Origin of the sequence: Pseudomonas sp. CC120222-01a, from assembly GCF_003097235.1 — a bacterium.
In the GTDB taxonomy this organism is placed as follows: domain Bacteria; phylum Pseudomonadota; class Gammaproteobacteria; order Pseudomonadales; family Pseudomonadaceae; genus Aquipseudomonas.
In genome coordinates, this window is record NZ_QEQQ01000008.1 from 200803 (window position 1) to 222750 (window position 21948).

Annotated in this window: 17 protein-coding genes and 2 pseudogenes; 9 read left to right on the forward strand and 10 right to left on the reverse strand. The window is 63.8% G+C overall.

All coding sequences use genetic code 11. The features are described 5' to 3' along the window. Positions 1 to 118: 118 nt before the first annotated feature. Positions 119 to 871: an SDR family NAD(P)-dependent oxidoreductase gene (locus tag N430_RS13230; protein ID WP_110637541.1), complete on the reverse strand. Its 753-nt coding sequence runs from the start codon at positions 869 to 871 to the stop codon at positions 119 to 121. Between the two features lie 104 nt (positions 872 to 975). On the opposite strand from N430_RS13230, the gene N430_RS13235 reads away from it, so the two are divergent. Both N430_RS13235 and N430_RS13240 read left to right on the forward strand, forming a co-directional pair. Continuing rightward, positions 976 to 1899 carry a LysR family transcriptional regulator gene (locus N430_RS13235; RefSeq protein WP_110637540.1) on the forward strand — a complete coding sequence of 308 codons (924 nt, stop codon included), beginning with the start codon at positions 976 to 978 and terminating at the stop codon, positions 1897 to 1899. Positions 1900 to 1962: 63 nt separating this feature from the next. After that, positions 1963 to 4500: an HWE histidine kinase domain-containing protein gene (locus N430_RS13240; RefSeq protein ID WP_110637539.1), complete on the forward strand. Its 2538-nt coding sequence runs from the start codon at positions 1963 to 1965 to the stop codon at positions 4498 to 4500. Here N430_RS13240 and N430_RS13245 read toward each other — a convergent pair whose 3' ends face one another. Both N430_RS13245 and N430_RS13250 read right to left on the reverse strand, forming a co-directional pair. Further along, entirely contained in the window at positions 4501 to 5778 is a 1278-nt protein-coding gene (locus N430_RS13245) for a flavohemoglobin expression-modulating QEGLA motif protein (RefSeq protein WP_110637538.1), read from the reverse strand. 47 nt (positions 5779 to 5825) lie between these two features. Next, positions 5826 to 6767, reverse strand: a complete 942-nt coding sequence (locus tag N430_RS13250) for a GlxA family transcriptional regulator (RefSeq protein WP_110637537.1) — start codon at positions 6765 to 6767, stop codon at positions 5826 to 5828. Between the two features lie 118 nt (positions 6768 to 6885). Here N430_RS13250 and N430_RS13255 point away from each other — a divergent pair. From N430_RS13255 to N430_RS13265, 3 genes and pseudogenes are all read left to right on the forward strand, one after another. After that, positions 6886 to 7011, forward strand: a pseudogene (locus N430_RS13255) (SDR family NAD(P)-dependent oxidoreductase); the annotation flags it as partial. A 175-nt stretch (positions 7012 to 7186) separates the two neighbouring features. Next, a complete protein-coding gene (locus tag N430_RS13260) occupies positions 7187 to 8320 on the forward strand; it encodes an HlyD family secretion protein (RefSeq protein ID WP_110637536.1) in 1134 nt (377 codons plus the stop codon). Then, positions 8317 to 9882: a DHA2 family efflux MFS transporter permease subunit gene (locus N430_RS13265; RefSeq protein ID WP_110637535.1), complete on the forward strand. Its 1566-nt coding sequence runs from the start codon at positions 8317 to 8319 to the stop codon at positions 9880 to 9882. Before N430_RS13260 ends, N430_RS13265 begins: the two co-directional genes overlap by 4 nt. A gap of 158 nt (positions 9883 to 10040) precedes the next feature. Here the strand turns inward: N430_RS13265 and N430_RS13270 are convergent, their stop codons facing one another. Then, positions 10041 to 11021 carry an alpha/beta hydrolase gene (locus N430_RS13270; RefSeq protein WP_218278055.1) on the reverse strand — a complete coding sequence of 327 codons (981 nt, stop codon included), beginning with the start codon at positions 11019 to 11021 and terminating at the stop codon, positions 10041 to 10043. A gap of 132 nt (positions 11022 to 11153) precedes the next feature. Between N430_RS13270 and N430_RS13275 the strand changes: the two genes are divergently transcribed. After that, complete coding sequence (locus tag N430_RS13275) at positions 11154 to 11696, forward strand: hypothetical protein (RefSeq protein ID WP_110637534.1); 543 nt, start codon at positions 11154 to 11156, stop codon at positions 11694 to 11696. Between the two features lie 40 nt (positions 11697 to 11736). Here N430_RS13275 and N430_RS13280 read toward each other — a convergent pair whose 3' ends face one another. The 6 genes from N430_RS13280 to N430_RS13305 all read right to left on the reverse strand — a co-directional run bounded on the left by N430_RS13280 (position 11737) and on the right by N430_RS13305 (position 19321). Further along, on the reverse strand, positions 11737 to 12372 hold the full coding sequence (locus N430_RS13280; protein ID WP_110637533.1) for a hypothetical protein: 636 nt from the start codon (positions 12370 to 12372) through the stop codon (positions 11737 to 11739). A gap of 163 nt (positions 12373 to 12535) precedes the next feature. Then, complete coding sequence (locus N430_RS13285) at positions 12536 to 14149, reverse strand: GMC family oxidoreductase (RefSeq protein WP_110637532.1); 1614 nt, start codon at positions 14147 to 14149, stop codon at positions 12536 to 12538. A 54-nt stretch (positions 14150 to 14203) separates the two neighbouring features. Next, positions 14204 to 15421 (reverse strand): mandelate racemase/muconate lactonizing enzyme family protein, encoded by a 1218-nt coding sequence (locus N430_RS13290; protein ID WP_110637531.1) that lies wholly within the window; start codon positions 15419 to 15421, stop codon positions 14204 to 14206. Position 15422: 1 nt separating this feature from the next. Next, the gene (locus N430_RS13295) at positions 15423 to 16742 is read right to left on the reverse strand and encodes a nitrate/nitrite transporter (protein ID WP_110637687.1); all 1320 of its coding nucleotides are present in this window, start codon (positions 16740 to 16742) and stop codon (positions 15423 to 15425) included. Positions 16743 to 16842: 100 nt separating this feature from the next. Beyond that, positions 16843 to 18267 carry an aldehyde dehydrogenase family protein gene (locus N430_RS13300; RefSeq protein ID WP_110637530.1) on the reverse strand — a complete coding sequence of 475 codons (1425 nt, stop codon included), beginning with the start codon at positions 18265 to 18267 and terminating at the stop codon, positions 16843 to 16845. Between the two features lie 121 nt (positions 18268 to 18388). Continuing rightward, on the reverse strand, positions 18389 to 19321 hold the full coding sequence (locus N430_RS13305) for a LysR substrate-binding domain-containing protein (RefSeq protein WP_110637529.1): 933 nt from the start codon (positions 19319 to 19321) through the stop codon (positions 18389 to 18391). A 182-nt stretch (positions 19322 to 19503) separates the two neighbouring features. Between N430_RS13305 and N430_RS13310 the strand changes: the two genes are divergently transcribed. The 3 genes and pseudogenes from N430_RS13310 to N430_RS13320 all read left to right on the forward strand — a co-directional run. Then, complete coding sequence (locus tag N430_RS13310; protein WP_110637528.1) at positions 19504 to 20682, forward strand: hypothetical protein; 1179 nt, start codon at positions 19504 to 19506, stop codon at positions 20680 to 20682. A gap of 45 nt (positions 20683 to 20727) precedes the next feature. Continuing rightward, complete coding sequence (locus N430_RS13315) at positions 20728 to 21600, forward strand: LysR substrate-binding domain-containing protein (protein WP_110637527.1); 873 nt, start codon at positions 20728 to 20730, stop codon at positions 21598 to 21600. A 95-nt stretch (positions 21601 to 21695) separates the two neighbouring features. Next, a pseudogene (locus tag N430_RS13320) lies at positions 21696 to 21948 on the forward strand (IS110 family transposase); the annotation flags it as partial.

The following is a 21948-nucleotide window of genomic DNA, read 5'->3' on the forward strand; positions in this document are numbered from 1 at the left end:
ACAGGCGCTGCAAAACTACCGGCGAACACCTGCCAGCCCTCACACAATCACAAGCAATCATCCATTGAGATGAGTGGAGCACATTTGTACTCCAGCCCATAAACAACCATCATCCTGCTCAGATCTGCGCCTGGCCACCGTCCACGAACAGCTCGGCACCGTTGACGAAGCTGGCATCATCGCTGGCCAGGAACACGGCCGCGTTGGCGATCTCGACCGGCTCCCCGACCCGCCCCAGCGGCACCTGAGCCGCCAGGTAATCCAGCAAGCCTTGCTGCTGGGCGGCATCCGGCCCGGCGATGTCGACCAACCCTGGCGTACGTGTTGCGCCCGGGCTGAGGGTGTTGACCCGGACTGCGCGGTCCTTCAGGTCCAGAATCCAGCTACGGGCAAAGGCCCGCACGGCGGCCTTGGATGCCGAGTACACGCTGAATGCCGCCGTGCCGGAACTGCCGGCCGTGGAGCCCGTCAGAATGATCGAAGCGTTCTGCGCCAGCAGTGGCAGCGCCTTCTGCACGGTGAACAGCACCCCTTTCACGTTGCGGTCGAAGGTATCGTCGTAGTGGTCCTCGGTAATCTCGCCCAAGGGCAGCATGGAACCACCGCCCGCGTTGGCGAACAGCACGTCCAGGCGGCCCTTTTCCTGGCCGATGCGGGCATAGAGTTGGTCCAGTTGCTCCAGCCGGGTGGAGTCGACCGCAATACCCGTGGCATTGCCCACCAGCGCCACCGCCTGGTCCAGCTCCGCCTGGCGGCGCCCGGTGATGTAGACATGGGCGCCCTCCTCGGCAAAGCGTTTTGCCGTGGCCAGGCCGATGCCGGTGGTGCCGCCGGTGACCAGTGCGATCTTGCCTTCGAGTTTCTTGCTCATGGTGTTTCTCCCGTTGAGGTGGTGAGTTGCTGTGGGGAGAAGCGTATCGACGGGTGATCCATTTCAAAATAGAATCATTTGAAAGACATCATTGCAGAAATGAAATGACAAGAATTCCGGATTTCGAAGGCCTGGCGATGTTCGCCAAAGTAGCCGAAGAAGGCTCCTACGCCGCCGCCTCACGGGCCATGGGCGTGTCGGTACCCACAGTCTCGCGGGCGGTTGCGCGCCTGGAAGAACGCCTGGGTGCGCGCCTGTTCAACCGCACCTCGCGCCAGCTCTCACTGACGGAATTCGGCCAGCGCATGGTTGAGCAAGCCAGCGCGCTGTATCGCCAGGCTGAAGAAATGGAAAGCGCGGCCCAGGAGCTGTCGGTACAGCCACGCGGGCTGGTGCGCCTGGCAGTGCCGATGTCCTTCGGCTTGCGCTGGGTGGCGCCGCTGCTGCCCGAGCTGCTGGCGCAATACCCTGAACTGGAAATCGACCTGCACCTGTCCGATTCGACCGTCGACCTGGTCGCCGATGGCTTCGATGCCGCCTTGCGCATCGCCGCCCTGCCCGACTCATCGCTGGTGGCGCGGCGTATCTGTTCGGTCAGCCAGTATCTGGTGGCCGCGCCGTCCTACCTTGCCCGCCACGGCCAGCCCACGCACCCGCGCGAACTGGCTGGCCATGCCTGCATGAGTTACGCCTACCGTGCCCGCAGCCAGGTGTGGCGCTTTACCCACAGCGACGGCAGCGAGCACGACGTGACGCCACGTGGGCCGCTGCGGGTGACCAACTCGGATGCCCTGATCGCACCCTTGCTGGCGGGCATGGCGATTGCCGAGCTGCCGGAATTCATCGCCGCCGAGTACCTGGCCGACGGCCGCCTTGAGCACCTGCTGACTGAATGGCGGATGACCCAGGGTGGGCTGTACTTCGTGACCCCGTCCGCCCGCACACGGCCGCGCAAGGTCCAGGCCCTGGCCGAGTATTTCGTCGAGCGGTTGTCGAACCCGCAGTGGCAATTGCAACCATCCGGGTAGCGTCGAAGCTTTCTGCTGTACTGTACGTCAACTGTTACCTCTTTCTTACCAGGCATGGGCCCAATGACCTCCGACCCCCAAGTGAACCTGACCAACTGTGATCGCGAACCGATCCAGATTCCAGGCAGCATCCAACCCCACGGCTGCCTGCTTGCCTGCGATGCGTCAGCAAGCGTCGTGCTGCGTCATTCGGCGAATCTGCCGCAGATGTTGGGCGTATCCGGCGAAATCAATGGTCAGAAGCTGAACGCCCTGCTGGGTGATGAAGTGGCTCACACCCTGCGCAACTCGCTTGCCCGTACCCGTGAAGGCGCGCGCCCCTCGCAGACGTTCAGCGTGCAACTGCCTTCAGGCCAGGCGTTCGATGTCTCGGCCCATGTGTTCAAGGGCAGCGCGATCATCGAGTTCGAACCCGCCGGCGCCAGCATTGCCGAACCCATCGAGCTGGCGCGCACGCTGATCGCCCAGCTGCGTGAAGTCGACCAGACCCACAAGCTGTTCCGCGACGCTGCCCGTTTCGTGCGGGCAGTGCTCGGTTATGACCGCGTGATGATCTACCAACTGGGCAGCGACGGCGCCGGTAAAGTCGTGGCCGAAGCCAAGCGAGGCGACCTGGAAAGCTTCCTTGGCCAGTACTTCCCGGCATCCGATATCCCTCAGCAGGCCCGCGCCCTGTACCTGCGCAACCCGATCCGGATCATCTCCGACGCCAGGTTCAAGGCTGTTGCCATCGAGCCGATACTGGACCCGTCAGGCGAGCCTCTGGACCTCTCCTACGCCCACTTGCGCAGCGTTTCGCCGATCCACTGCGAATACCTGACCAACATGGGCGTGGGTGCCTCGATGTCGATCTCGGTCATTGTCGATGGCGCGTTGTGGGGGCTGATTGCCTGCCACCATTACGCGCCGCGCACCCTGGCCATGGGGCAACGGGTGGCGGCGGAGATGTTCGGTGAGTTCTTCTCCCTGCACATCGAAACCCTGCGTACGCGGCAGAACCTTGAAGCGGCCGTCAACGTTCACAGGGCACTGGACTCGCTGCTGCGCGATGCCAACCATGTGCCTGATATCGAGGCGTTCTTCCATTCCCGCCTAGGTGATTTTCAGTCATTGATCCCGTGCGACGGCATCGGCATGTCGATGCAGGGGCGCTGGTCGTCGGCTGGCATGACGCCGCCAAAATCCTCAATCGCGGAGCTGCTGAGCTTTGCGCAAGGGGTCACCGAAGGCAAGACCTGGGCGTCCAACCGGCTGTCGATGGCCCACCCCATGGCGAAGGACTACTTCACCGAAGTCTCCGGCGTGCTGATCATCCCGATGTCGCAGCAGCCCAGGGATTACCTGATGCTGTTCCGCAAGGAAGTGGTCGAGACGCTGGACTGGGCCGGCGACCCGAACAAAACCTACGAAATTGGCGCGCTGGGCGATCGGTTGACGCCGCGCAAGAGCTTTGCCATCTGGAAAGAGACGGTGCACCAGCAATCACTGCCTTGGAGCGAACAGGACCGCCAGTTCGGCGAGGCCATTCGCACGGCCATCGTCGAAGTGGCCTTGCATAACAGTGAGCTGCTGGCCAATGAGCGCTCCAAGGCCGAAGTCCGTCAGCGCATTCTCAATGAAGAACTCAATCACCGGGTCAAGAACATCCTTTCGCTGATCGGCGCGCTGGTGGCCCACCCGACGTCCGAGAGCCAGACGCTCAAGGACTACGTGGCGACGCTCAAGGGCCGTATCCACGCACTGTCCCTGGCCCACGACCAGGTCGTGCGCGGTGACGGCGGCGGGCGCCTGGCCACCCTGCTCGAGGCCGAGCTGTCGCCTTATCGCACGTCGGCCGAAGCCATCGAGCTGACTGGGCCCAATGTGATCCTCGACGCCCGCGCCTATTCGGTGATGGCCCTGGTGCTGCATGAACTGGCAACCAACGCGGCCAAGTACGGTGCGCTGTCGAGGGCCGGCGGCAGGCTGTGCGTCAGCTGGGCAGTGGACGCGGGCAATGCCTGCGACATCACCTGGCGCGAAAGCAATGGGCCGACGGTTCGCCCGCCGAGCCGCAGTGGCTTCGGTACGGTGCTGATCGATCGCAGCATACCGTTCGACCTGGGTGGCACCAGCCGCGTCGAATACCTGCCCGAAGGCCTTCAAGGGTTCTTTCGCATCCCGGCCCGCCACCTCTCGGTGGCCGACGCACCTGAAGCATTGCCAGCCGCGTCGCTGGCGCCGTCGAGCAGCGCACTTGCTGCGCGCACGGATGCCTGCGTGCTGATTCTCGAAGATCAACTGGTCATCGCCGTGGGGCTTGAGCAGATTCTCAACGACGCACGGATCACCGATGTCATCACGGCCGGCTCCGAAGATGAGGCCATGAGGCTGCTGGGCAAGCGGGCACCGGATGCCGCGATTCTGGATATCAACCTGGGCACCGGCACATCGATCTGTGTGGCCGATGAGTTGGTACGGCGCGGCATTCCGTTCCTGTTTGCCACCGGCTACGGCGATGGCGTCAGCATTCCGCAGCACCTGCAGCAGGTGGCGGTGGTCCGCAAGCCCTACGATGGCAATGCCATTCTGGCCAGCCTGCAGACGCTGCTGGTGCCATAGTCACGGGGCACTGGCATCCGCCTCATGCTCATCGGCAAAGGCCATGAACATCGGCAGGTCGAGCACATCCAGCCTGATCTGGGCGATGAAGGCGGAGAACGCCAGGTTGGCGGCGAGCCGGCGCATGTCGCAGGCCCAGCCCGGGATGTAGGCCGGCGGTTGCAGCCAGCCGGACTCGAACAACGGTGCAAGGCGCACGGTATCGGCCAGGGTCAGGCGCCCGGCGAACAGGTGGCCGACCAATTCCGGGCGGTTGTCACGGATCGCCACGCGCAGCAAGGTATGCACGCCCAGCAGGCCGGTCAGGTAGGCGGCATCCTTGGTGAAGGCCGAGCCGCCGCGCAGGTCCGCACCGCGGAAGATCCGCTGGGTCGAGCGGAACGACTCTTGCGGCGACTGCCCGGCGTTCACGAACCCTTCGAACACCTGGATGAAGTCGGCACCATCCAGTGCCTGCTGGACCGCCAGCGCACGCAGGGCGACACGGCGCAGGCGGTTGATGTCCATGCTGCCGGTGAACAACTCCGCCAGCGTGGCAATGCCCTCCTGGGTCTGGGTGGTACGCGGCGCACCGAGCCCCAGGCACTTGAGGTTGGGCTGGCTGGCGCCGTTCTGTGCGGTGGCGACATGCACGAAGGCCTCGTGCTGCAACAGCTGCTGCTTGTCCAGCTCGCTGAACAGCGCCCCGCCACGCAGGCGAATGCGGCTGGTCCCGGCGATGGCCTTGGAGGCGAGGTTCGGGTCCAGCACGATCCTGATCCGCCCGGCACCAAAGAAGCGGTCTATTTCCGGCTGCATCCAGGCAGCGAAATCTTCAGCCGGAATGTCAGCCTCGCTGGGCGGAATCTGCTCGCTGCCCAACAGGGCGTCGGTGGTCTTGAGGAAGAAGCCGGCCGCATCGAGCATGGTCAGGTTCTGCCTGGGGTAAAGGAAATCCGGACGCCGGTACAGCGCTGCGGAACAGCGGGTGAATTCGGGGGGGCCGATGGCCCCCAGCATGCGCCCGGCGGTGGCGTAACTGCGGGCGGTCATCGCCAGGAAGCGCCCGGCCGGATGGCCCTGATCGCACTGCCCGATAAAGGCCTCCAACGCGGCAATGTCGGCGCTGTGCTCGCGGGGTTGCAACTGCACCTGAGGCAACTGGGCGTTGCCGGCGCGCCACTGGCTGAGGAATACCTGCTCGATGCCATCCGGCCAGGCCAGGGCATCGAGCACGCGGATCTTGCGGGTCAGGCCGGGTAGCGCGTCATCGAGCTCGGACAGAGAGGCGGTACCCATGGCAGTTTCCTCGAGACGCCCGGCGGCATCTCGAAAGCTTAGCCCGTTTACACCACTGCCGTTCCGCTGCGCCGAATCATCTGCGGCGTCTGGCCGATCGTCCGCAGGAACGCCCGCCTCATCCGCTCCCGGTCGGCGAAACCTGCTTCCCTGGCAACGACTTCGATGGAGTGCCCACTGTCTTCGAGCAACATCCGCGCCGCCTCGACCCGCAGATGCTCCACTGCCTTGGCCGGCGACTGCCCCGTCTCGGCGGTGAAGGCGCGGCTGAACTGCCGGGGACTAAGGTGCGAGACCTCGGCCAGCTCCTCCACGCTCAAGGCGCTTGTCAGGTTGCGCCGGGCGTAATCCAGGGCCTTCTGGATGCGATCGGACTTGGGTTCGAGGTCCAGCAACACGGAAAACTGCGACTGCCCACCGGCCCGGCGGTGGTAGACCACCAGCTTGCGCGCGACGATGCGGGCGGTTTCCAGCCCGTGGTCTTTCTCGATCATGGCCAGGGCCAGGTCGATGCTTGCGGTCATGCCTGCCGAGGTCCACACCGGCCCGTCGATGATGTAGATCCGGTCCGGTTCGACCTTGACCTTGGGGTATTGGTCCTGCAGTCGCTTGGCAAACAGCCAGTGGGTGGTTGCCCGGCGGCCGTCGAGCACACCGCTTTCGGCGAGGACGAAAGCGCCGACGCAAGGCGCGGCAACGCGGCGAGCGGAGGTCATCGATGCCCGCACGAAGTTGGCAAGGCCGGCCGTGACCGGCATCACCGACGTGCCGGAGCCGAACATCACGGTATCGAACACCTGTTCGCTGGCAAATGCGCGGGTCTCGATGCGAAAACCTGCCGAAGACATCACCAGCCCCCCGACTTCCGACAGCAGGGTGACTTCATACGCGGGCTTGCCCAGGGTCAGGTTGGCGATCTCGAAGGCCGTGATCGCGGTCAGCCCCATCAGCTGGAAGCCTGGAAGCACGACAAAACCGAGCGTGTGCATGGCTGAGCCTCATGTCCTAAAAGGTGTCTTATATGACATTTGAGGCATGTCAACAAGGCCATAACATGTCCTCCAGACCAGCGCACAAGCCGTGCGCGGGCAACCTCTGGAGACTGTCATGATCAAGCACATGGGTACCGCACTCGTCACCGGCGCATCCTCCGGCATCGGGGCGATCTATGCCGACCGACTCAGCCGTCGCGGTTACGACCTGATCCTGGTCGCCCGCAGCGAAGCCCCGCTCCCATCGAAGTGGTGGTGGCAGACCTTGGCGGCCCGGCTTCCGGATATCGCCGACCTGGATGCCTATGAGGCCGCACGGCAAAAGCTGCTGCCGCAGCTGTCGTTGCGCGTACCAGCGCCCCGCTACAGGGCGTAAGGCCCTGTTCCCCCGAAGCCCAAGCAGAGGACTGACCGCCATGAACGCTCAGGTCGACATCGAACCCGGCACGGCCCTGAACAGCGCCACTGCGCGCGGCAAGCGCTTTGGCCGCGCCACCTTGCGCCTGGGCGCACTGGCGCTCGCCATCGTTGCTGGCGTGGCCTACGCGAGCCACTGGTGGCTCAGCGGCCGCTTCATCGAAGACACCGACGATGCCTACGTGGGCGCCGAGGTGACGGTGATCAGCGCCAAGGTCCCCGGTTATATCAGCGAGGTAGCAGTGGTCGACAACCAGTTCGTCAAGGCCGGCGACCTGCTGGCGCGGATCGACGTGCGCGACTACAACGCCGCCCTGGCCAAGGCTGACGGCGCCGTGGCGGCGCAGCATGCGCGGCTGGCCAATCTCGACGCGGTCGAACTGCTGCAACAGGCCCTGATCAGCCAGGCCAAGGCACAGATCGACGCACGCAGCGCCGAGGCCCAGCGAGCCATGGACGACCGGGTGCGCTACCAGAACCTGGTGCAAAGCCAGGCAGTCTCGGTGCAAAGCGCCCAGCGCGTCGACACCGCCTGGAAAACCGCACAGGCCGACCGCGTCCACGCACAGGCCGGCCTGGTGGCCGCACGCCAGCAGCTGACCGTGATCGACACCCAGCGCCAGCAGACCCGTGCCGCCCTGGCCCAGGCCGAAGCGGACCGGGAACAGGCCCGGCTGAATGTCGGTTACACCGAATTGCGTGCGCCGGTCGATGGCTATGTCGGCAACCGCCGGGCCAAGGTCGGCGCCTATGCCGCAGCCGGTAGCCAACTGATTTCGGTGGTACCGGCCCACGGGCTGTGGGTGGACGCCAACTTCAAGGAAGACCAGCTGGCACGCATGCAAGTGGGCCAGGCGGTCAGCATCACCGCCGATATCCTCCCTGGCCGTACCTTCCACGGCCGCGTCGAGAGCATCGCGCCGGCCACCGGTGCGCAGTTCAGTGTGTTGCCGCCCGAGAATGCCACCGGCAATTTCACCAAGATCGTGCAACGTGTACCGGTGCGTGTGCGTCTGGCTTATGACGACGCCGACTTCGGCGCCCTGCGCCCTGGCCTTTCGGTGTATGCCGAAATCGACACCAAGGCCCCGCGCGCGACGCAGCCTGACCTTGCAGCGGCAAGCCGGCCATGAACAGCGTGCTGCCGGTCCTCACACCCCGTCAGAAGGTCGCGGCCTTCGCCTGCATGTGCGTGGGCATGTTCATTGCCCTGATCGATATCCAGATTGTTTCGGCTTCGCTCAAGGACATCGGCGGTGGGCTTTCCGCCGGTGCGGACGACACCGCCTGGGTGCAAACGGCCTACCTGATTGCCGAGATCATCGTGATCCCGCTCTCCGGCTGGCTGTCGCGGGTAATGAGCACGCGCTGGTTGTTCGCCGCCTCGGCCGCCGGCTTCACCCTGACCAGTCTGCTGTGTGCGGTGGCCTGGAACATCCAGAGCATGATCGCTTTCCGCGCGCTGCAAGGCTTTTTGGGTGGTTCGATGATTCCACTGGTGTTCACCACCGCCTTCATCTACTTCAGCGGCCCGCAGCGAGTGATTGCCGCCTCGGTGATTGGCGCCATCGCCTCGCTCGCGCCCACCCTGGGGCCCGCAGTCGGCGGCTGGATCACCGATGTTTCATCCTGGCACTGGCTGTTCTACATCAATCTGGTGCCCGGCATTTTCGTCACCCTCGCCGTACCGATGCTGGTCAAGGTGGATCAGCCCGAACTGGGGTTGCTCAAGGGCGCCGACTACCTGGGAATGGCCTTGATGGCGGTGTTTCTGGGTTGCCTGGAGTACACCCTGGAAGAAGGCCCGCGCTGGAACTGGTTCAGCGATAGCACCATAGCCACCACGGCCTGGCTGGCCGGCCTGTGCGGTATCCTGTTCGTCTGGCGCAGCCTGTGCGCCGCGCAGCCCATCGTCGACCTGCATGCCCTGCGCGACCGCAACTTTGCCCTGGGCTGCCTGTTTTCCTTCATCACCGGCATCGGCATCTTCGCCACGATCTACCTGACGCCGTTGTTCCTCGGCCGTGTGCGCGGTTACGGTGCCCTGGATATCGGCCTGGCGGTGTTTTCCACCGGCGTGTTCCAGCTCATGGCCATCCCGGTGTACGCCTTTCTCGCCAACCGGGTGGACTTGCGCTGGATACTGATGTTCGGCCTGGCGCTGTTCGCTATCTCGATGTGGGACTTTTCGCCCATTACCCATGACTGGGGTGCCAGGGAGCTGCTGCTGCCCCAGGCCATTCGCGGCTTCGCCCAGCAGATGGCGGTGCCGCCGACGGTCACGCTGACCCTGGGCGCGCTGTCGCCGGCACGGCTGAAGCTTGCGTCGGGCTTGTTCAATCTGATGCGCAATCTGGGCGGCGCACTGGGTATCGCGGCTTGCGCCACGATACTCAATGACCGTACCAACCTGCACTTTCTGCGCCTGGCCGAGCACCTGAACGTGCGCAACGAAACCCTGAACACTCGGCTTGAACAATGGAGCGACAGCGCCCAGACACTGGGCCAGAACAGCCCGGATGCTGGCCAGACCGCGCTGCATCAGCTGTGGGCGTTGACCTGGCGCGAAGCGCAGACGATGACCTACGCCGACGCGTTCCTGGTCATCATGCTGTGCTTCGTGTTCGCCACGCTGCTGGTGCCGTTGATGCGCAAGGTCCAGCCACCGCGGCAGCCGTCAGCTGACGCCCATTGAACCGGCCTAGGCATCCGCCAGGACCAGGTCGGCCCCCTTCTCCACCACCATCAGCACGGCCGCATGGGTGTTCCCCGAGGTCACGTTGGGTAACACCGAGGCAGCATGGCGGTATCCCTTGGTAGTCGGGGTTGCAACGCAAGCACGCGTGTCTTCGACTACGGCGCATGCACCTTCAGCGCCAACACACCAGCAGCATTGATTTCGCGCGTGGGAATGACCGTGCGATCGGTGCCGATCAGCACTGCGAACAGATCCGTGGTGAATGCGCGATTGCCGAAGTACCAGGAATGGCTCTGATACCCGACAATCCCGCCGGGCTGGTCACGCGCATAGGTGGTGGAACTGGGGCTGACAAGCTCGTCGTAATAGTCCGTGCAATCGACATTGACGGCCTTCTGCGGAGCGTCGCCCGGCAAACCGATCCTGCCAACCCGTGGCGCTGTGCCGACACGCTTGACGTTGGACAAGTCCAGCGCCTGATCATGCCGGCTTGAGTAGTTGGTCAAGCGCACACAGTGGCGATAGAGGGATTCGCAGCTGCTGTTGCCGGCCGACATCGAGTCCGCAGAAACATCGCCCGCCGCAAACACCAACTGGCTCACGTTCCAGGCAGCATTGGGCATTGCGCTGTCATCGGCATCGTCAAACGCTTCACGAATCACATAGGCGCCAGTGGAATGCCCGAGCACATGGACATTGATCGTGCAGGTGGGTGTTTGCTGCCCGGACAAATAGGCAATGCCGTCAGAAACGAGTTTGAACGCCGCTTGCTTGGCCCGATGGCGATCAGGCAGGTACGCCAGCGCCTTGTCATCGCTGGGCCAGTCGAATGATACGACTGCCCCCTTGAATCCGAGGTTGACAAGGCCATCCTTGATTCTCTGATGGCGCTCCATGACCTCGTCTTCACTGTTGTTGTAGCCATGCACCACAAACAGGATGTCACCGCGCGACTCACCCGTGCTGTTGGTCCAGACCGCATCGGCGCGCACCGCCTTGTACCAGGCCGCCGCCGATATTGCCTGGCTGGGTGACAGCGGCTGACCGGGGGGCACTTGCAAGAAGCTGGTTGGCCCCACATCGGCTACGAACGCGCCGCCAGCCACCGCCCGAACTGACATCACATAATCGCTCATGGTGATTCCCTCAGGGTACAGGAAGAATTAAAGCAGAGCGCCCAACCTTGCGTAGATATCCCCTGGGGCACTTGATGGCACAGTGCCACTCACTGATAATCACGCTCTTTTCATGACACGCAAGGATCCGCCGTGAACAAGCTTTACCTGGTCGCCCCACTTGTCCTGCTGCTGCAAGGCTGCGGTGTGACAATGGCCCGCTACGAAGCCAACTACCAGAACGTTCAGCAATTGAAGCAGAACGCGCCCCTGCAAGCGGTGCGCGAAGCGCAGGTGCAGGCCGACGCCGGGCAAGGCTCGCTGATGGTGCGCCTGAACCCGATTTCATCACCCGAAGGCAACATTCCGCTGCACATTCAGGCAGCCATCAACGATGAGCTTCGCCATGCAGGCCTGCTCGATCCCAAGGCTGATCGACAGCTGCAGGTACAACTGGTGAAGAGCCAGCTCAACTCCGGCGTGGCCAACGGGCATGGCGAGCTTGCAGCACGGTTTACCCTGCGCCAGGGCGACCAGGTGCTTTACGAGTCGACCAAGGACGTGACCCGTGACTGGGACAGCAGCTTCTTCGGGCCGATTGCGATACCGACAGCGGCCAACAACTACAACCCCATGCTGCAGTCATTGCTCAAGTCGCTGTACAGCGACCCGCAATTTGTACAGGCATTGAAGTAAGCAAAAAAAGAGCCGCGATCGCGGCTCTTTCTGTTTTGGCTCAGACGCGTGGAATGCGTGGTTCGCGAGCCGAATATTTCAGGCGGTTGTTTTCCACCCAGTTCTTCAGCAATGCGTTGACCTGGCGGTTGAAGGTGTCTGTAACGGCCGCTTTCGGTGTGTTGCCCACCAGCGGCAGGAACCAGATGCCCATCCAGGTGTTGATGGCGTCGTGATTCTGGTTCTTGGTGAGCAATGCGCCCTGCTCGTCCAAGGTCTCCAGGCTCATGGTGTACTGGTCGGTGGCCATGGCGGGAATGACAGTGAAGGTCAGGCCACTGATGAAGGCCAGCACCAACTGCCCGCCACTCGGCGCATGGTTGTAGACCTTCAGGCGCAGGCTGTAGTCGCCTGGCTGCTTTTCGAACTCATCGAAGGTCACGCGGCCGAACAAGCCTGACTCGTTGAAAGCGCGTTTGAGTTCCGGCTTGAGCATGTCCCGGGCTTGCGGCATTTCGTTGGCCTTGGCGCCTTCCGGGTCACCCTGGAAGAAGTCGAAGTCCACATAGACATTGGGTTTGTTGGCATAACTGGCCATCGACGGCAGGTCGACAGGTGCCACCTCGTCCTTGGTGAAACTGGCGCAACCACCGAGGCTCAGGGCGAGGGCCAAGCCTATGACTTTTGCAAATTGCATTTCGACTTCCTTGAAAATTACAGGGCACCCTTCGAGCGAAAGGCGGCCTGCATTCTAAGGAATGTTGAGTGATATCAAAAGGCCTTCATTTGCAGATCTTGGAGTGGAGCACATTTGTACTCCGCTCCCCAGAATCGTCGCTCGGACAGATCTCTATTGCGGGTCAGGCATCCGCCAACACGAGATCAGCCCCCTTCTCCGCCACCATCAGCACTGCCGCATGGGTGTTCCCCGAGGTCACGTTGGGGAACACCGAGGCATCGACAATCCGCAACCCTGCCAGGCCATGCACGCGCAAACGATGGTCGACCACCGAGGTCGCCTCGTCGTCGCCCATCGCGCACGACCCGCAGAGGTGGTAGATGGACCCGCAGTTCTCGCGGAAGTACGCCAGCATCTGCTCGTCGGTCTGCACCTGCTTACCGGGCAGCACCTCTTCCACCGTGATGTCGCGCAACGCCGGTGCCTGCATGATCTGGCGGATCAGGCGGCTGCCTTGAATGGCCTCGTCGATGTCCTTGTCGGTGCTCAGGTAGTTCGGGTCGATCAACGCCGCATCGCGGGGGTTGGCCGAGGCGATCTCGACGTGGCCGCGGCTGGTCGGCCGGCACGGGTTGAAACACAGCAGGAACCCGGAATATGGCTCGGGCTTGAGGCTGGCCTTGTTGTTCTTCGGAATCTGGTAGGACAACGGGTTGAAATACAGCTGCAGGTTGGGGTTCAGCTCGGTTTCGTGGCCACGGAAGAATCCGCCCGCCTGGTTGACGCTCATCGCCAGCGCGCCCTTGCGCGTCAGCAGGTACTGGATGCCCAGCTTGAGCTGGCCCAGCAGTGAGCTGAGCTCATCGTTCAGGGTCGGCACCTTGGCCTTGTAGTAATAGCTGACGCACAGGTGGTCCTGCAGGTTGCGGCCCACCGCCGGCAGTTGCTTGACCTGGGCGATGCCGTGGCGGTCCAGCAGTGCGCGGTCGGCGACACCCGAAAGCTGGAGGATTTTCGGCGTGTCCACGGCCCCCGTGCACAAGATCACTTCCTTGCGTGCGCTGAAGGTACGGCTGACGCCATTCTGGCTGACCATCACCCCCGTGGCGCGCTGGCCGGCGTCATCGAACAGCACGCGGTCGACCAGCGCATGGTGCTCGACCTTGAGGTTCGGCCGCCCCAGCGCCGGGTGCAGGTGGGCAAAACTGCTGGAACAGCGCTGGCCATTGCGGGTGTTGACGTCGTAGATCCCGGCGCCCTCGAACCTTGGCCCGTTGAAATCGTCGCTGTGCGGGTAACCCAGCTGTTCGCAACCTTTGAGGAACACATCGCAGATGGCGTGGGTCTGGCCCTTCATCGGGGTGATGCTGATCGGCCCGCTGCCGCCGTGGTACTCGCTGTCACCCAGCGGGTGGTTCTCCAGCTTGCGAAAGTACGGCAGCACATCCTTGAAGCCCCAGCCCGGGTTGCCATTGGCCGCCCAGTCGTCGAAATCGTGGGCCTGGCCGCGCACGTAGATCATCGCGTTGATCGAGCCGGAGCCGCCCTGCACCTTGCCCCGCGGGGCATACAGGGCACGGTTGGCGAGCTGGGCTTGCGGCTGGCTGTAGTACATCCAGTTGTAGGTCGGGTTGTAGTACATCTTGGCGAAGCCGACCGGGATCTTGAACCAGAACGAATCGTCCTTGCCGCCCGCCTCCAGCAGCAGCACCGAATGTTCGCCCGAGGCCGACAGGCGATTGGCCAGGACACAGCCAGCAGCACCCGCGCCGGCAATGATGTAGTCGTAAGTCATGCAGGTTTACCACGTGAGTCTAAATGACGCCGCCCGCAGCGGACGGCGCTTGGGTCAGCCCTTGGCCGGCGAGGTGTCGCGCACGTCGGCCGGGGTCGGCGCCATCTGCAGGTGCAGGCGCTGGCCGGTGTACGGCGTGTGCTTGCGCACCACGTCCATGTTCAGTTCCACGCCCAACCCCGGCTCGCTGGACGGGATGATGTAGCCGTCCTCCCACTGCAAGGGCTTGCGCAGCACCTCGGCATGGAACCCGCCCCAGGTCTCGATGCTTTCCTGGATCAGGAAGTTCGGCGTGCAGGCCGCCAGCTGGAAGCTCGCCGCCGCGCCTACCGGGCCGTTGTACAGGTGCGGGGCGATCTGTGCGTAGTACACCTCGGCCAGGCTGGCGATTTTCTTCGCCTCCAGCAGGCCTCCGCAGCGCGCCACGTTCATCTGCAGGATCGACGCGCCGCCGGCCTGCAGCAGCCGGAAGAACTCGTACTTGGTGGTCAGCCGTTCACCGGTGGCAATCGGAATGCTGGTCTTGCCGGCCACCTGGGCCATGGCGTCGTCCAGCCCCGGCGGAATCGGCTCTTCGAACCACAGCGGGTCGTACTTTTCCAGGCGCTTGGCCAGGCGGATCGCCGAGGACGGCACCATCTGCCCGTGGGTGCCGAACAGCAGGTCGCATTTGTCACCGACCGCCTCGCGGATCTTGCGGCAGAAGGTTTCGCAGCGCTCCAGCACTTCCAGCGAGATCTGGTGCCCGGAATAAGCGGTGTACGGCCCGGCCGGGTCGAACTTCACGGCGGTGAAGCCCTTGTTCATGTTCTGCACGGCGCACTCGGCCGCCAGGTCCGGGTCGTCGTAGTCGTATTCGCCCTGGCTGTTGACCGGGTACAGGTAGGTGTACGAACGCAGGCGTTCATGCACCTTGCCGCCGAGCAGCTCGTACACCGGCTTGTTCGCCGCCTTGCCGATGATGTCCCAGCAGGCCATCTCCAGGCCGCTGACCACGCCCATCATGGTCAGGTCCGGGCGTTGGGTGAAACCGCTCGAATAGGCCTGGCGGAAGAAGCGCTCGATGTGGTGCGGGTCCTGGTCGAGCAGGTAGCGCTCGAACACATCCTCGATGATCGGCAGCATCGCCTTGGGGCCGAAGGTGGCGGCGTAGATCTCGCCGACGCCTTCGATGCCACAGGCGGTACGCAGTTTGACGAACAGCCAGTACATGCCGCCCACGTGCGGTGGCGGAACGGCGACGATATGGGTTTCAAGGGCGACGATTTTCATCTCAGGCACCTGTGTTCTGCAGAAGAGTCTTGTGTTTTACCCGGGCCCGCAGGGTAACGGCGGCCAGGGTGCCGATCAGGCCCACAGTGCCGACGTAGCCGAAATACAGCTTGTAGCCCAGGGCCCCGGGGAAGTGTTCGGTGAGGTAGCCATTGATCAGCGGGATGAAGGCGTCGGGCAGGTAGCCGACCACCGAGACAATGCCGATCGCCAGGCCCGTGATGCGCAGCGGGATGTCGCAGGTGTCCAGGATCGCCCAGTACAAGCCGCGGATGGCGTAGGTCATCAGGCCGATGAAGATCACCGTGGCGATCAGCAGGCCCAGGCTGTTCAGCGAAGGGAACACGATCAGGCCGAACACCCCCAGCGACGCCAGCAGCATGGCCACGATCAGAACCGAGACATTGCTGAAGCGGTCACCCAGCCAGCCACCGCCGATACCGCCAATGGGGCGCATCCACAGCTTGATGGTGGTGATGGTGCCGGCCATCACCGCCGTCATGCCGCTGCCCTGCAGGTAGTCGGAGAAGCTGTAGGTGGCCCAGAAGATGTGGTAGCCGCAGAACACGATGGCGGTCACCAGCCACAGCTCGGGGATCTTCACCAGGGTGGCAAGGTCGGCCAGCAGGTTGAAGCGGCCCTTCTCCACTGGCGCGGTGCTGTCCAGCGACTTCGGGTCCTTGAGCAGCACCAGCACGCAACCGATCGCGATGCAGGTGAATGAATACAGGTACACCACGTGGCGGAAGCCTTCGGCCACCGACTCGCCGCGGGTTTCCGTGGCCAGGGCGAACAGCGCCAGGGCCAGGGTGGCCAGCAGCGCCTCGACCAGGCCACGGCCGCCATCGAGAATGCCGAAGAAGCGGCCCTGCTCGGACTGGCGGGCAATCATCTTGACCCGCTTGAGCACCGAAGCCCAGAACGTCAGGCCGGTCGTCAGCCCCCAGCAGGCGAAGATCACCAGCAAACCGCTCATTGACGGCGCGGTGGAGTACCACAGGCCCAGCGCGCCGGTCGCCACCAGCGAGAAGAAGATCAAAAAGCGCGGTGCGATACGGTCGGCCAGCCAGCCGCTGGGCAGGTAACTGAGCAGGAAGATGGTGCCGAGCATCGAGTACAGGTACCCCAGCTCGCTGTGGTTGATCTGGAACACTTCGAGCATGGTGGTCTGGTAGACCTGGCGCAGGTAGAGGATCGGGTAGATCGCACCCGCAGCCAGCACCAGCAGCATCAGTTGGAAATAGCGGCTTGCCTTGTCGCTTTCGCTCGTTGCAAGGGCGACAGCGTCTTGGGCGGCCGCAGGGGCAGCAGGCTTGGACATGAAGAAGACCTCGGGCAGCCCGCCTGGCGGGCCTGCCGGTTCATTGTTTTTATTGAGGTGAAACGGCTGCACGCCTGACGTGCAGCTTGCTACCAACCACTCAGTACTTCATGACCACCAGTCGGGTCTGGGTGAACTCGAGCATGCCGTGCTTGCCGTCGTCGCCGCCAAGCCCCGAGCGTTTCCAGCCGGCGTGGAAGCCCTGATAGGGGTCGGCCGGCGTGCGGTTGACGTACAGCTCGCCCGCTTCGATCGCGCCTGCCACTTTCATGGCCGTGCGGTAGTTCTCGGTGTACAGCACCGAGGACAGGCCGAACTGGTGGTCATTGGCCATGGCCAGGGCGTGGTCGATATCGCGGTAGCTGAGCAGCGCCAGCACCGGGCCGAAGGTTTCTTCCTGAACGATTTCCATGTCCTGGCGGCAATGGCTGAGCAGGGTCGCCGGGTAGAAATGCCCTGGGCCAGGCGGCAGCACACCGCCCGCCTCCAGCACCGCGCCCTGGGCCACGGCGCGCTCGACCATGGCGTGGATGTTGCGCCGGGAAGTGGCGTTGACCAGTGGCCCCATCAGGCCCGGGTCGGTCGCGCGATCGCCAAAGCGCACAGCGGCGAAACCGGCCTTGAGCAGTGCCAGCAGGCGGTCATGCACGCTTTCGTGCACATACACCCGTTCCACGGCCGTGCACAGCTGGCCGCAGTGGGTGGTCTTCGAACCGATGATGTCGCGGGCGGCTTTTTCCAGGTCGGCATCGGCCTCGACGATCACCGGGGTCTTGCCACCCAGTTCCAGGGACGGCTTGGCGATGTTGGCCTTGCAATAGTCGAGCACGACACGCCCGGCACCGACGCTGCCGGTCAGGGTGATCAGCCCCACCGCCGGGTGGGTGCACAGGCTGGCGGCCGTGGCGTGGTCCATGGTCAGGATGTTCAGCACACCTGCCGGCAGGCCAGCCTGTTGTGCGGCGCGGGCAATCTCGAAGGCCGACAGCGGCGTGTTGTTGCTCGGGCGCACCACCACGGTATTGCCGCTGATCAACGCCGGGGCGACCTTGCGCAGCAAGGTGTAGACCGGGTAGTTGAACGGAATCAGGCAGGCCACCACGCCAATCGGTTCGCGGTGCAGGAAGAGTTTTTCGTCCGGAGTGTCGCTGGGAATGATCTCGCCTTCGATGCGGCGCGCCCATTCGGCGTGATAGCGGGTGATCTGCGCCGCGTAGCGGGCTTCATTGCTGGCATCGTCCAGGCTCTTGCCGGACTCGGCGGCCAGTGCCTGGCCAATCTCGACCGCGCGGGCTTCCAGGGCATCGGCAAACGCGCGCAGGTGCTCGCCACGTTCGATGCTGGTCAGCGCCGACCAGGCCTTCTGCGCCCTGGCAGCGGCCTCGACGGCAGCGATGGCCTGCTCGGCGGTGGCCGCGCTGACCTCGCCGACCACCCGCTCGCTGGCCGGGTCCTGGACGCTGATCAGTGCCGCGCTCGCCGGCTCGATGAAGGTTCCATCAACAAAATTTCGCTCGAATCGCATGGCAGTTGCCCATCGTTGTAACGTTGTTATGTCCGCGCAGTGTTGTCATCCGCAGGCCGATGGACAAACGATTAAATGCGCGGGCAAACATTCGAAAAACGCATGTTAGGCAGCAGCGGGCTCAACTGGCGGCGGTCGATGGCTCCAACTGGCGCTGGGCGAGCCAGATCTCCTCCTGCAGCCACTGGCTGAACACCTGCAGTTGCGGCAGGTCCTGTTGCTCGGGGCGGGTGACCAGCCAGTAGGACTGGTGGCCCTCGACATGCACGTTGCGCAGTTGCGTCAGCTGCCCGCAGGCCAGCTCCGCCGCCACCATGTGCCAGTCGGCGATGGTCACGCCCAGGCCATCGATGGCCGCCTGGATGGCCAGGTCCAGCAGGTCGAACTCGTAACCGCCCTGGGTATCCACGCCGCTGATGCGTGCGGCATCCAGCCAGTGCTTCCAGGTCAGGTAGCGCTGGTCTTCACGGGCCAGCACATGCAGCAGGGTCATGTGCTTGAAGTCGATGCCCTGCCCGCTCTGCTCGCGGGCATACAGGCTCGGCGCGCACACCGCGATATGCCGCTCCTGGAACAGCAGCGAGCTGTCCAGCCCGTCCCATTCGCCATTGCCGAAGCGGATCGCGCAATCCAGCGTGGGTGCTTGCGCCAGGCTGTCCTGCAGGCGCGTGGTGATGCTCAGCTCCAGTTCCGGGTGGGCTTCGCGCAAACGCGCCAGGCGCGGCATCAGCCAGCGCCGGGTGAAGGTGGGCGGTGCATTGACGTGCAGGCGGTTGGCGTGGGTCTTCTGCTGGATGCTGCGCACGGTCATCTCGATCTTGTCGAACGACTGATGCAAGGCGCGCAGCAGCGTACGCCCGGCGTTGGTCAGCTCCAGGTGATGGTGGCGACGCTGCAGCAGGTCCTCGCCGAGCTGCTCTTCCAGTTGGCGTACCTGGCGGCTGACCGCGCTCTGGGTGACGTTGAGCAGTTCGGCGGCGCGGGTGAAGCTGCCGGTACTGCCGGCCACCTCGAAGGCTTTGAGGGCGTTCAGGCCGGGCATTTTGCGTTTCATGAAGGGACTCGGGCAACGGACCAGGAGCGCCTAGCATCCCATGACTTGTAGGAGTCGTCCTACAATTTCTGCCAGTAACCTTCATTTATCGAAGGTTCTTCCCGCCATTTAATCGTTTGTCGTGGCAAGGGCCACTGGCAACACTGCGCGCGTCTCACATAACAATAAACGAGAGCCGCCCAATGCCCTTGCCTGCGTCACTGCGCCTTCGCTGCGCCTGCCTTGCCACCCTGTCTTCGCTCGCCGCTCCGGCCATGGCCGTGCAGGTCACCGAGAACCTCGACCTGGGGGGCGCCGTACGCGCCCGCTGGGACTACGACCCGGACCGCGACATCCAGAAGTTCAACTTCGACACGGTGTTCCTCACCGCCCGCTACAACTCCGATAGCTGGATCGGCGCGGCGAAGTACCGCTTCTATGGCCACGCCTACCCGTACCAGTACACCAACAGCGTCGGCGATGTGGCGTTTGCCGAAACCGCGTGGGTCGGATACCGGTTCAACCCCGACCAGCAGGTCCAGGTCGGCCTCAACCAGGTACCCTTCGGCCTGCAGCCTTACTTCGGCAGCACCTTCTTCGAGACCCTTGGCAACGTGGTGGGCCTGGAAGACGTGATGCAGGTCGGCGCCAAGTACATCCAGCAGGCCGGCGACTGGAACCTGCAGGCCGGTTACTACCTGCGCCCGGCCTGGCAGGGCAAGGGCACCAGCCATGGCCGCACCTATTCCACCGTGGTCTCCTCCGCCGACACCTACGTCGAAGACGGCAGCGACAACCGCGAGCGCAACACCGCGGTAGTGCGCCTGGCCAGGTCGCTGGAGCTGGGCGAGTGGAAGTCGGAAGTCGGCGTGTCGGGCATGACCTCGACCCTGAAGAACAACGACACCGATAACGACGGCCGGCGCAACGCCGTGGCCGTGCACTACGTGGGCAGGAACGGCCCGTGGGGCGTGCAGCTGATGGCGGCCCGGCAGCAAATGTCGCCACGCAACCCGGGCAGCGACGAGGTGGTGACCTTTGGTGGTTATGACGGCACCTTCAACGTCGCCAGCCGCGGCAACTTCTACGTGGCCGACCTCAGCTACGACGTGGCCGGCAAGTACCTGTTCGACCAGCTCAGCGGCATCAAGCTGTACGCCAACTACAGCGCGTTCGATAAATCCGCTGCGGGCTTCGACACCTCCGAGCGGCTGATCCTGGGCTCGTCCTTCTCCCTGAGCAAACTGTGGATCGCCACCGAATGGCTGTTCGGCAAGAACGACCCCTACATCGGTGGCAGCAGCTACACCCAGAGCCTGGCCGCCGGCGGCAGTGACCAGTGGGAAAACCAGCTCTACGTGAACATCGGTTACTACTTCTGAGCCCCTGCCCTGTGGGCAGGCCTGGTGCGTTTCGGAGCAGCCCCCATGCGTCACCTGCCCTCGCTAAACATGCTGCGCGTCTTCGAGGAAGTCGTGCGACACCGCAGTTTCAGCCAGGCCGCCATGGGCCTGAACGTCACCCAAGGTGCTGTCAGCCGGCAGATCAAGCAGCTTGAGGACCACCTGGGCGTCGCACTGTTCGTACGCACGCCCCAGGGCCTGAGCCTGACCGAAGCCGGTGCGGCGCTGTCGCCCCAGCTGGCGAATGCCTTTGATCAGATCGAACAGGCGCTGCAAGCGGTGCGGGTGCCCAACCTGCGCCAGCACCTGCGTATTCTGGCGCCGCCGACCTGGGCCACGCGCTGGCTGTCGCCACACCTGCGCGGCTTTTGCCAGCGCTATCCGGACATCAGCCTGAGCGTCGCCAACCAGGCCAGTCACGAGAGCCTGGCCGAAACCGACTGCCGCATCCGCTTTGGCCTGGCGCCTGCCGAACCCTGGCGCAGCGAACTGCTGGTGATGGAGCGGCATATCGCCGTGGCCAGTGCCGAACTGTTCGTCGGTGGTCAGCCGCCTGAGCTGCACCGGCATCCGCTGCTGCATATCCTGCACGAGGGCAAGCGCCTGAAGGTCTGGGAGAACTGGCTGGCGGCGATGGGGCGGGATGATGTGGATGCCCGCCGCGGGCTGGAGTTCAGCACCCTGGACCAGGTGATTCACGCCGCCGTGGCTGGGGGTGGGCTGGCCGTCATCGACCGGCAGATGATCGAGCGGGAGCTGAAGGATGGCAGCCTGGTGTCCATCGCGCCGCTGGAAGTGGTCGGGCCTTACGGGTACTGGCTGGATGTGGCGGCTGAAAAGGAAGGGTTGTCGAAGGTGAGGCTGTTTACCGAGTGGTTGCGCAATACTACACATTGAAGGATCGCTTTTTGTAATCGATGGACTCGCCCCCGCCGAGGCATCACAGTGCCACGGTGGCGTTCGAAGAAGCCAACGGCAGCGAGGGCGAGACCATGAAAAAGCATAGTTCGAAGCAAGGTTCCCTGTCTTCCACTGATGTGGAGCTTTGCACAACCATCTGCGTAGACCTGGCCAAACAGGTCTTTCAGTTAGCGGGCGAAGACGCAACCGGTCGAGTGATCTACGAAGATCGCATCAAATCCCGACAAGCCTTCCATGATTTCCTGCTCAAGTTGCCAGCGACAGTGAGCGTCTTGATGGAGTGTGGTCCAGGTGCACAAGCCTGGGCCAGGCTGCTGCAGGCCA

Excerpts from the sequence above, each read along its gene's own strand:
- N430_RS13230 (WP_110637541.1), bottom strand. The coding sequence starts at position 871 with ATGAGCAAGAAACTCGAAGGCAAGATCGCACTGGTCACCGGCGGCACC.
- N430_RS13235 (WP_110637540.1), top strand. The coding sequence starts at position 976 with ATGACAAGAATTCCGGATTTCGAAGGCCTGGCGATGTTCGCCAAAGTA.
- N430_RS13240 (WP_110637539.1), top strand. The coding sequence starts at position 1,963 with ATGACCTCCGACCCCCAAGTGAACCTGACCAACTGTGATCGCGAACCG.
- N430_RS13245 (WP_110637538.1), bottom strand. The coding sequence starts at position 5,778 with ATGGGTACCGCCTCTCTGTCCGAGCTCGATGACGCGCTACCCGGCCTG.
- N430_RS13250 (WP_110637537.1), bottom strand. The coding sequence starts at position 6,767 with ATGCACACGCTCGGTTTTGTCGTGCTTCCAGGCTTCCAGCTGATGGGG.
- N430_RS13260 (WP_110637536.1), top strand. The coding sequence starts at position 7,187 with ATGAACGCTCAGGTCGACATCGAACCCGGCACGGCCCTGAACAGCGCC.
- N430_RS13265 (WP_110637535.1), top strand. The coding sequence starts at position 8,317 with ATGAACAGCGTGCTGCCGGTCCTCACACCCCGTCAGAAGGTCGCGGCC.
- N430_RS13270 (WP_218278055.1), bottom strand. The coding sequence starts at position 11,021 with ATGAGCGATTATGTGATGTCAGTTCGGGCGGTGGCTGGCGGCGCGTTC.
- N430_RS13280 (WP_110637533.1), bottom strand. The coding sequence starts at position 12,372 with ATGCAATTTGCAAAAGTCATAGGCTTGGCCCTCGCCCTGAGCCTCGGT.
- N430_RS13285 (WP_110637532.1), bottom strand. The coding sequence starts at position 14,149 with ATGACTTACGACTACATCATTGCCGGCGCGGGTGCTGCTGGCTGTGTC.
- N430_RS13290 (WP_110637531.1), bottom strand. The coding sequence starts at position 15,421 with ATGAAAATCGTCGCCCTTGAAACCCATATCGTCGCCGTTCCGCCACCG.
- N430_RS13295 (WP_110637687.1), bottom strand. The coding sequence starts at position 16,742 with ATGTCCAAGCCTGCTGCCCCTGCGGCCGCCCAAGACGCTGTCGCCCTT.
- N430_RS13300 (WP_110637530.1), bottom strand. The coding sequence starts at position 18,267 with ATGCGATTCGAGCGAAATTTTGTTGATGGAACCTTCATCGAGCCGGCG.
- N430_RS13305 (WP_110637529.1), bottom strand. The coding sequence starts at position 19,321 with ATGAAACGCAAAATGCCCGGCCTGAACGCCCTCAAAGCCTTCGAGGTG.
- N430_RS13310 (WP_110637528.1), top strand. The coding sequence starts at position 19,504 with ATGCCCTTGCCTGCGTCACTGCGCCTTCGCTGCGCCTGCCTTGCCACC.
- N430_RS13315 (WP_110637527.1), top strand. The coding sequence starts at position 20,728 with ATGCGTCACCTGCCCTCGCTAAACATGCTGCGCGTCTTCGAGGAAGTC.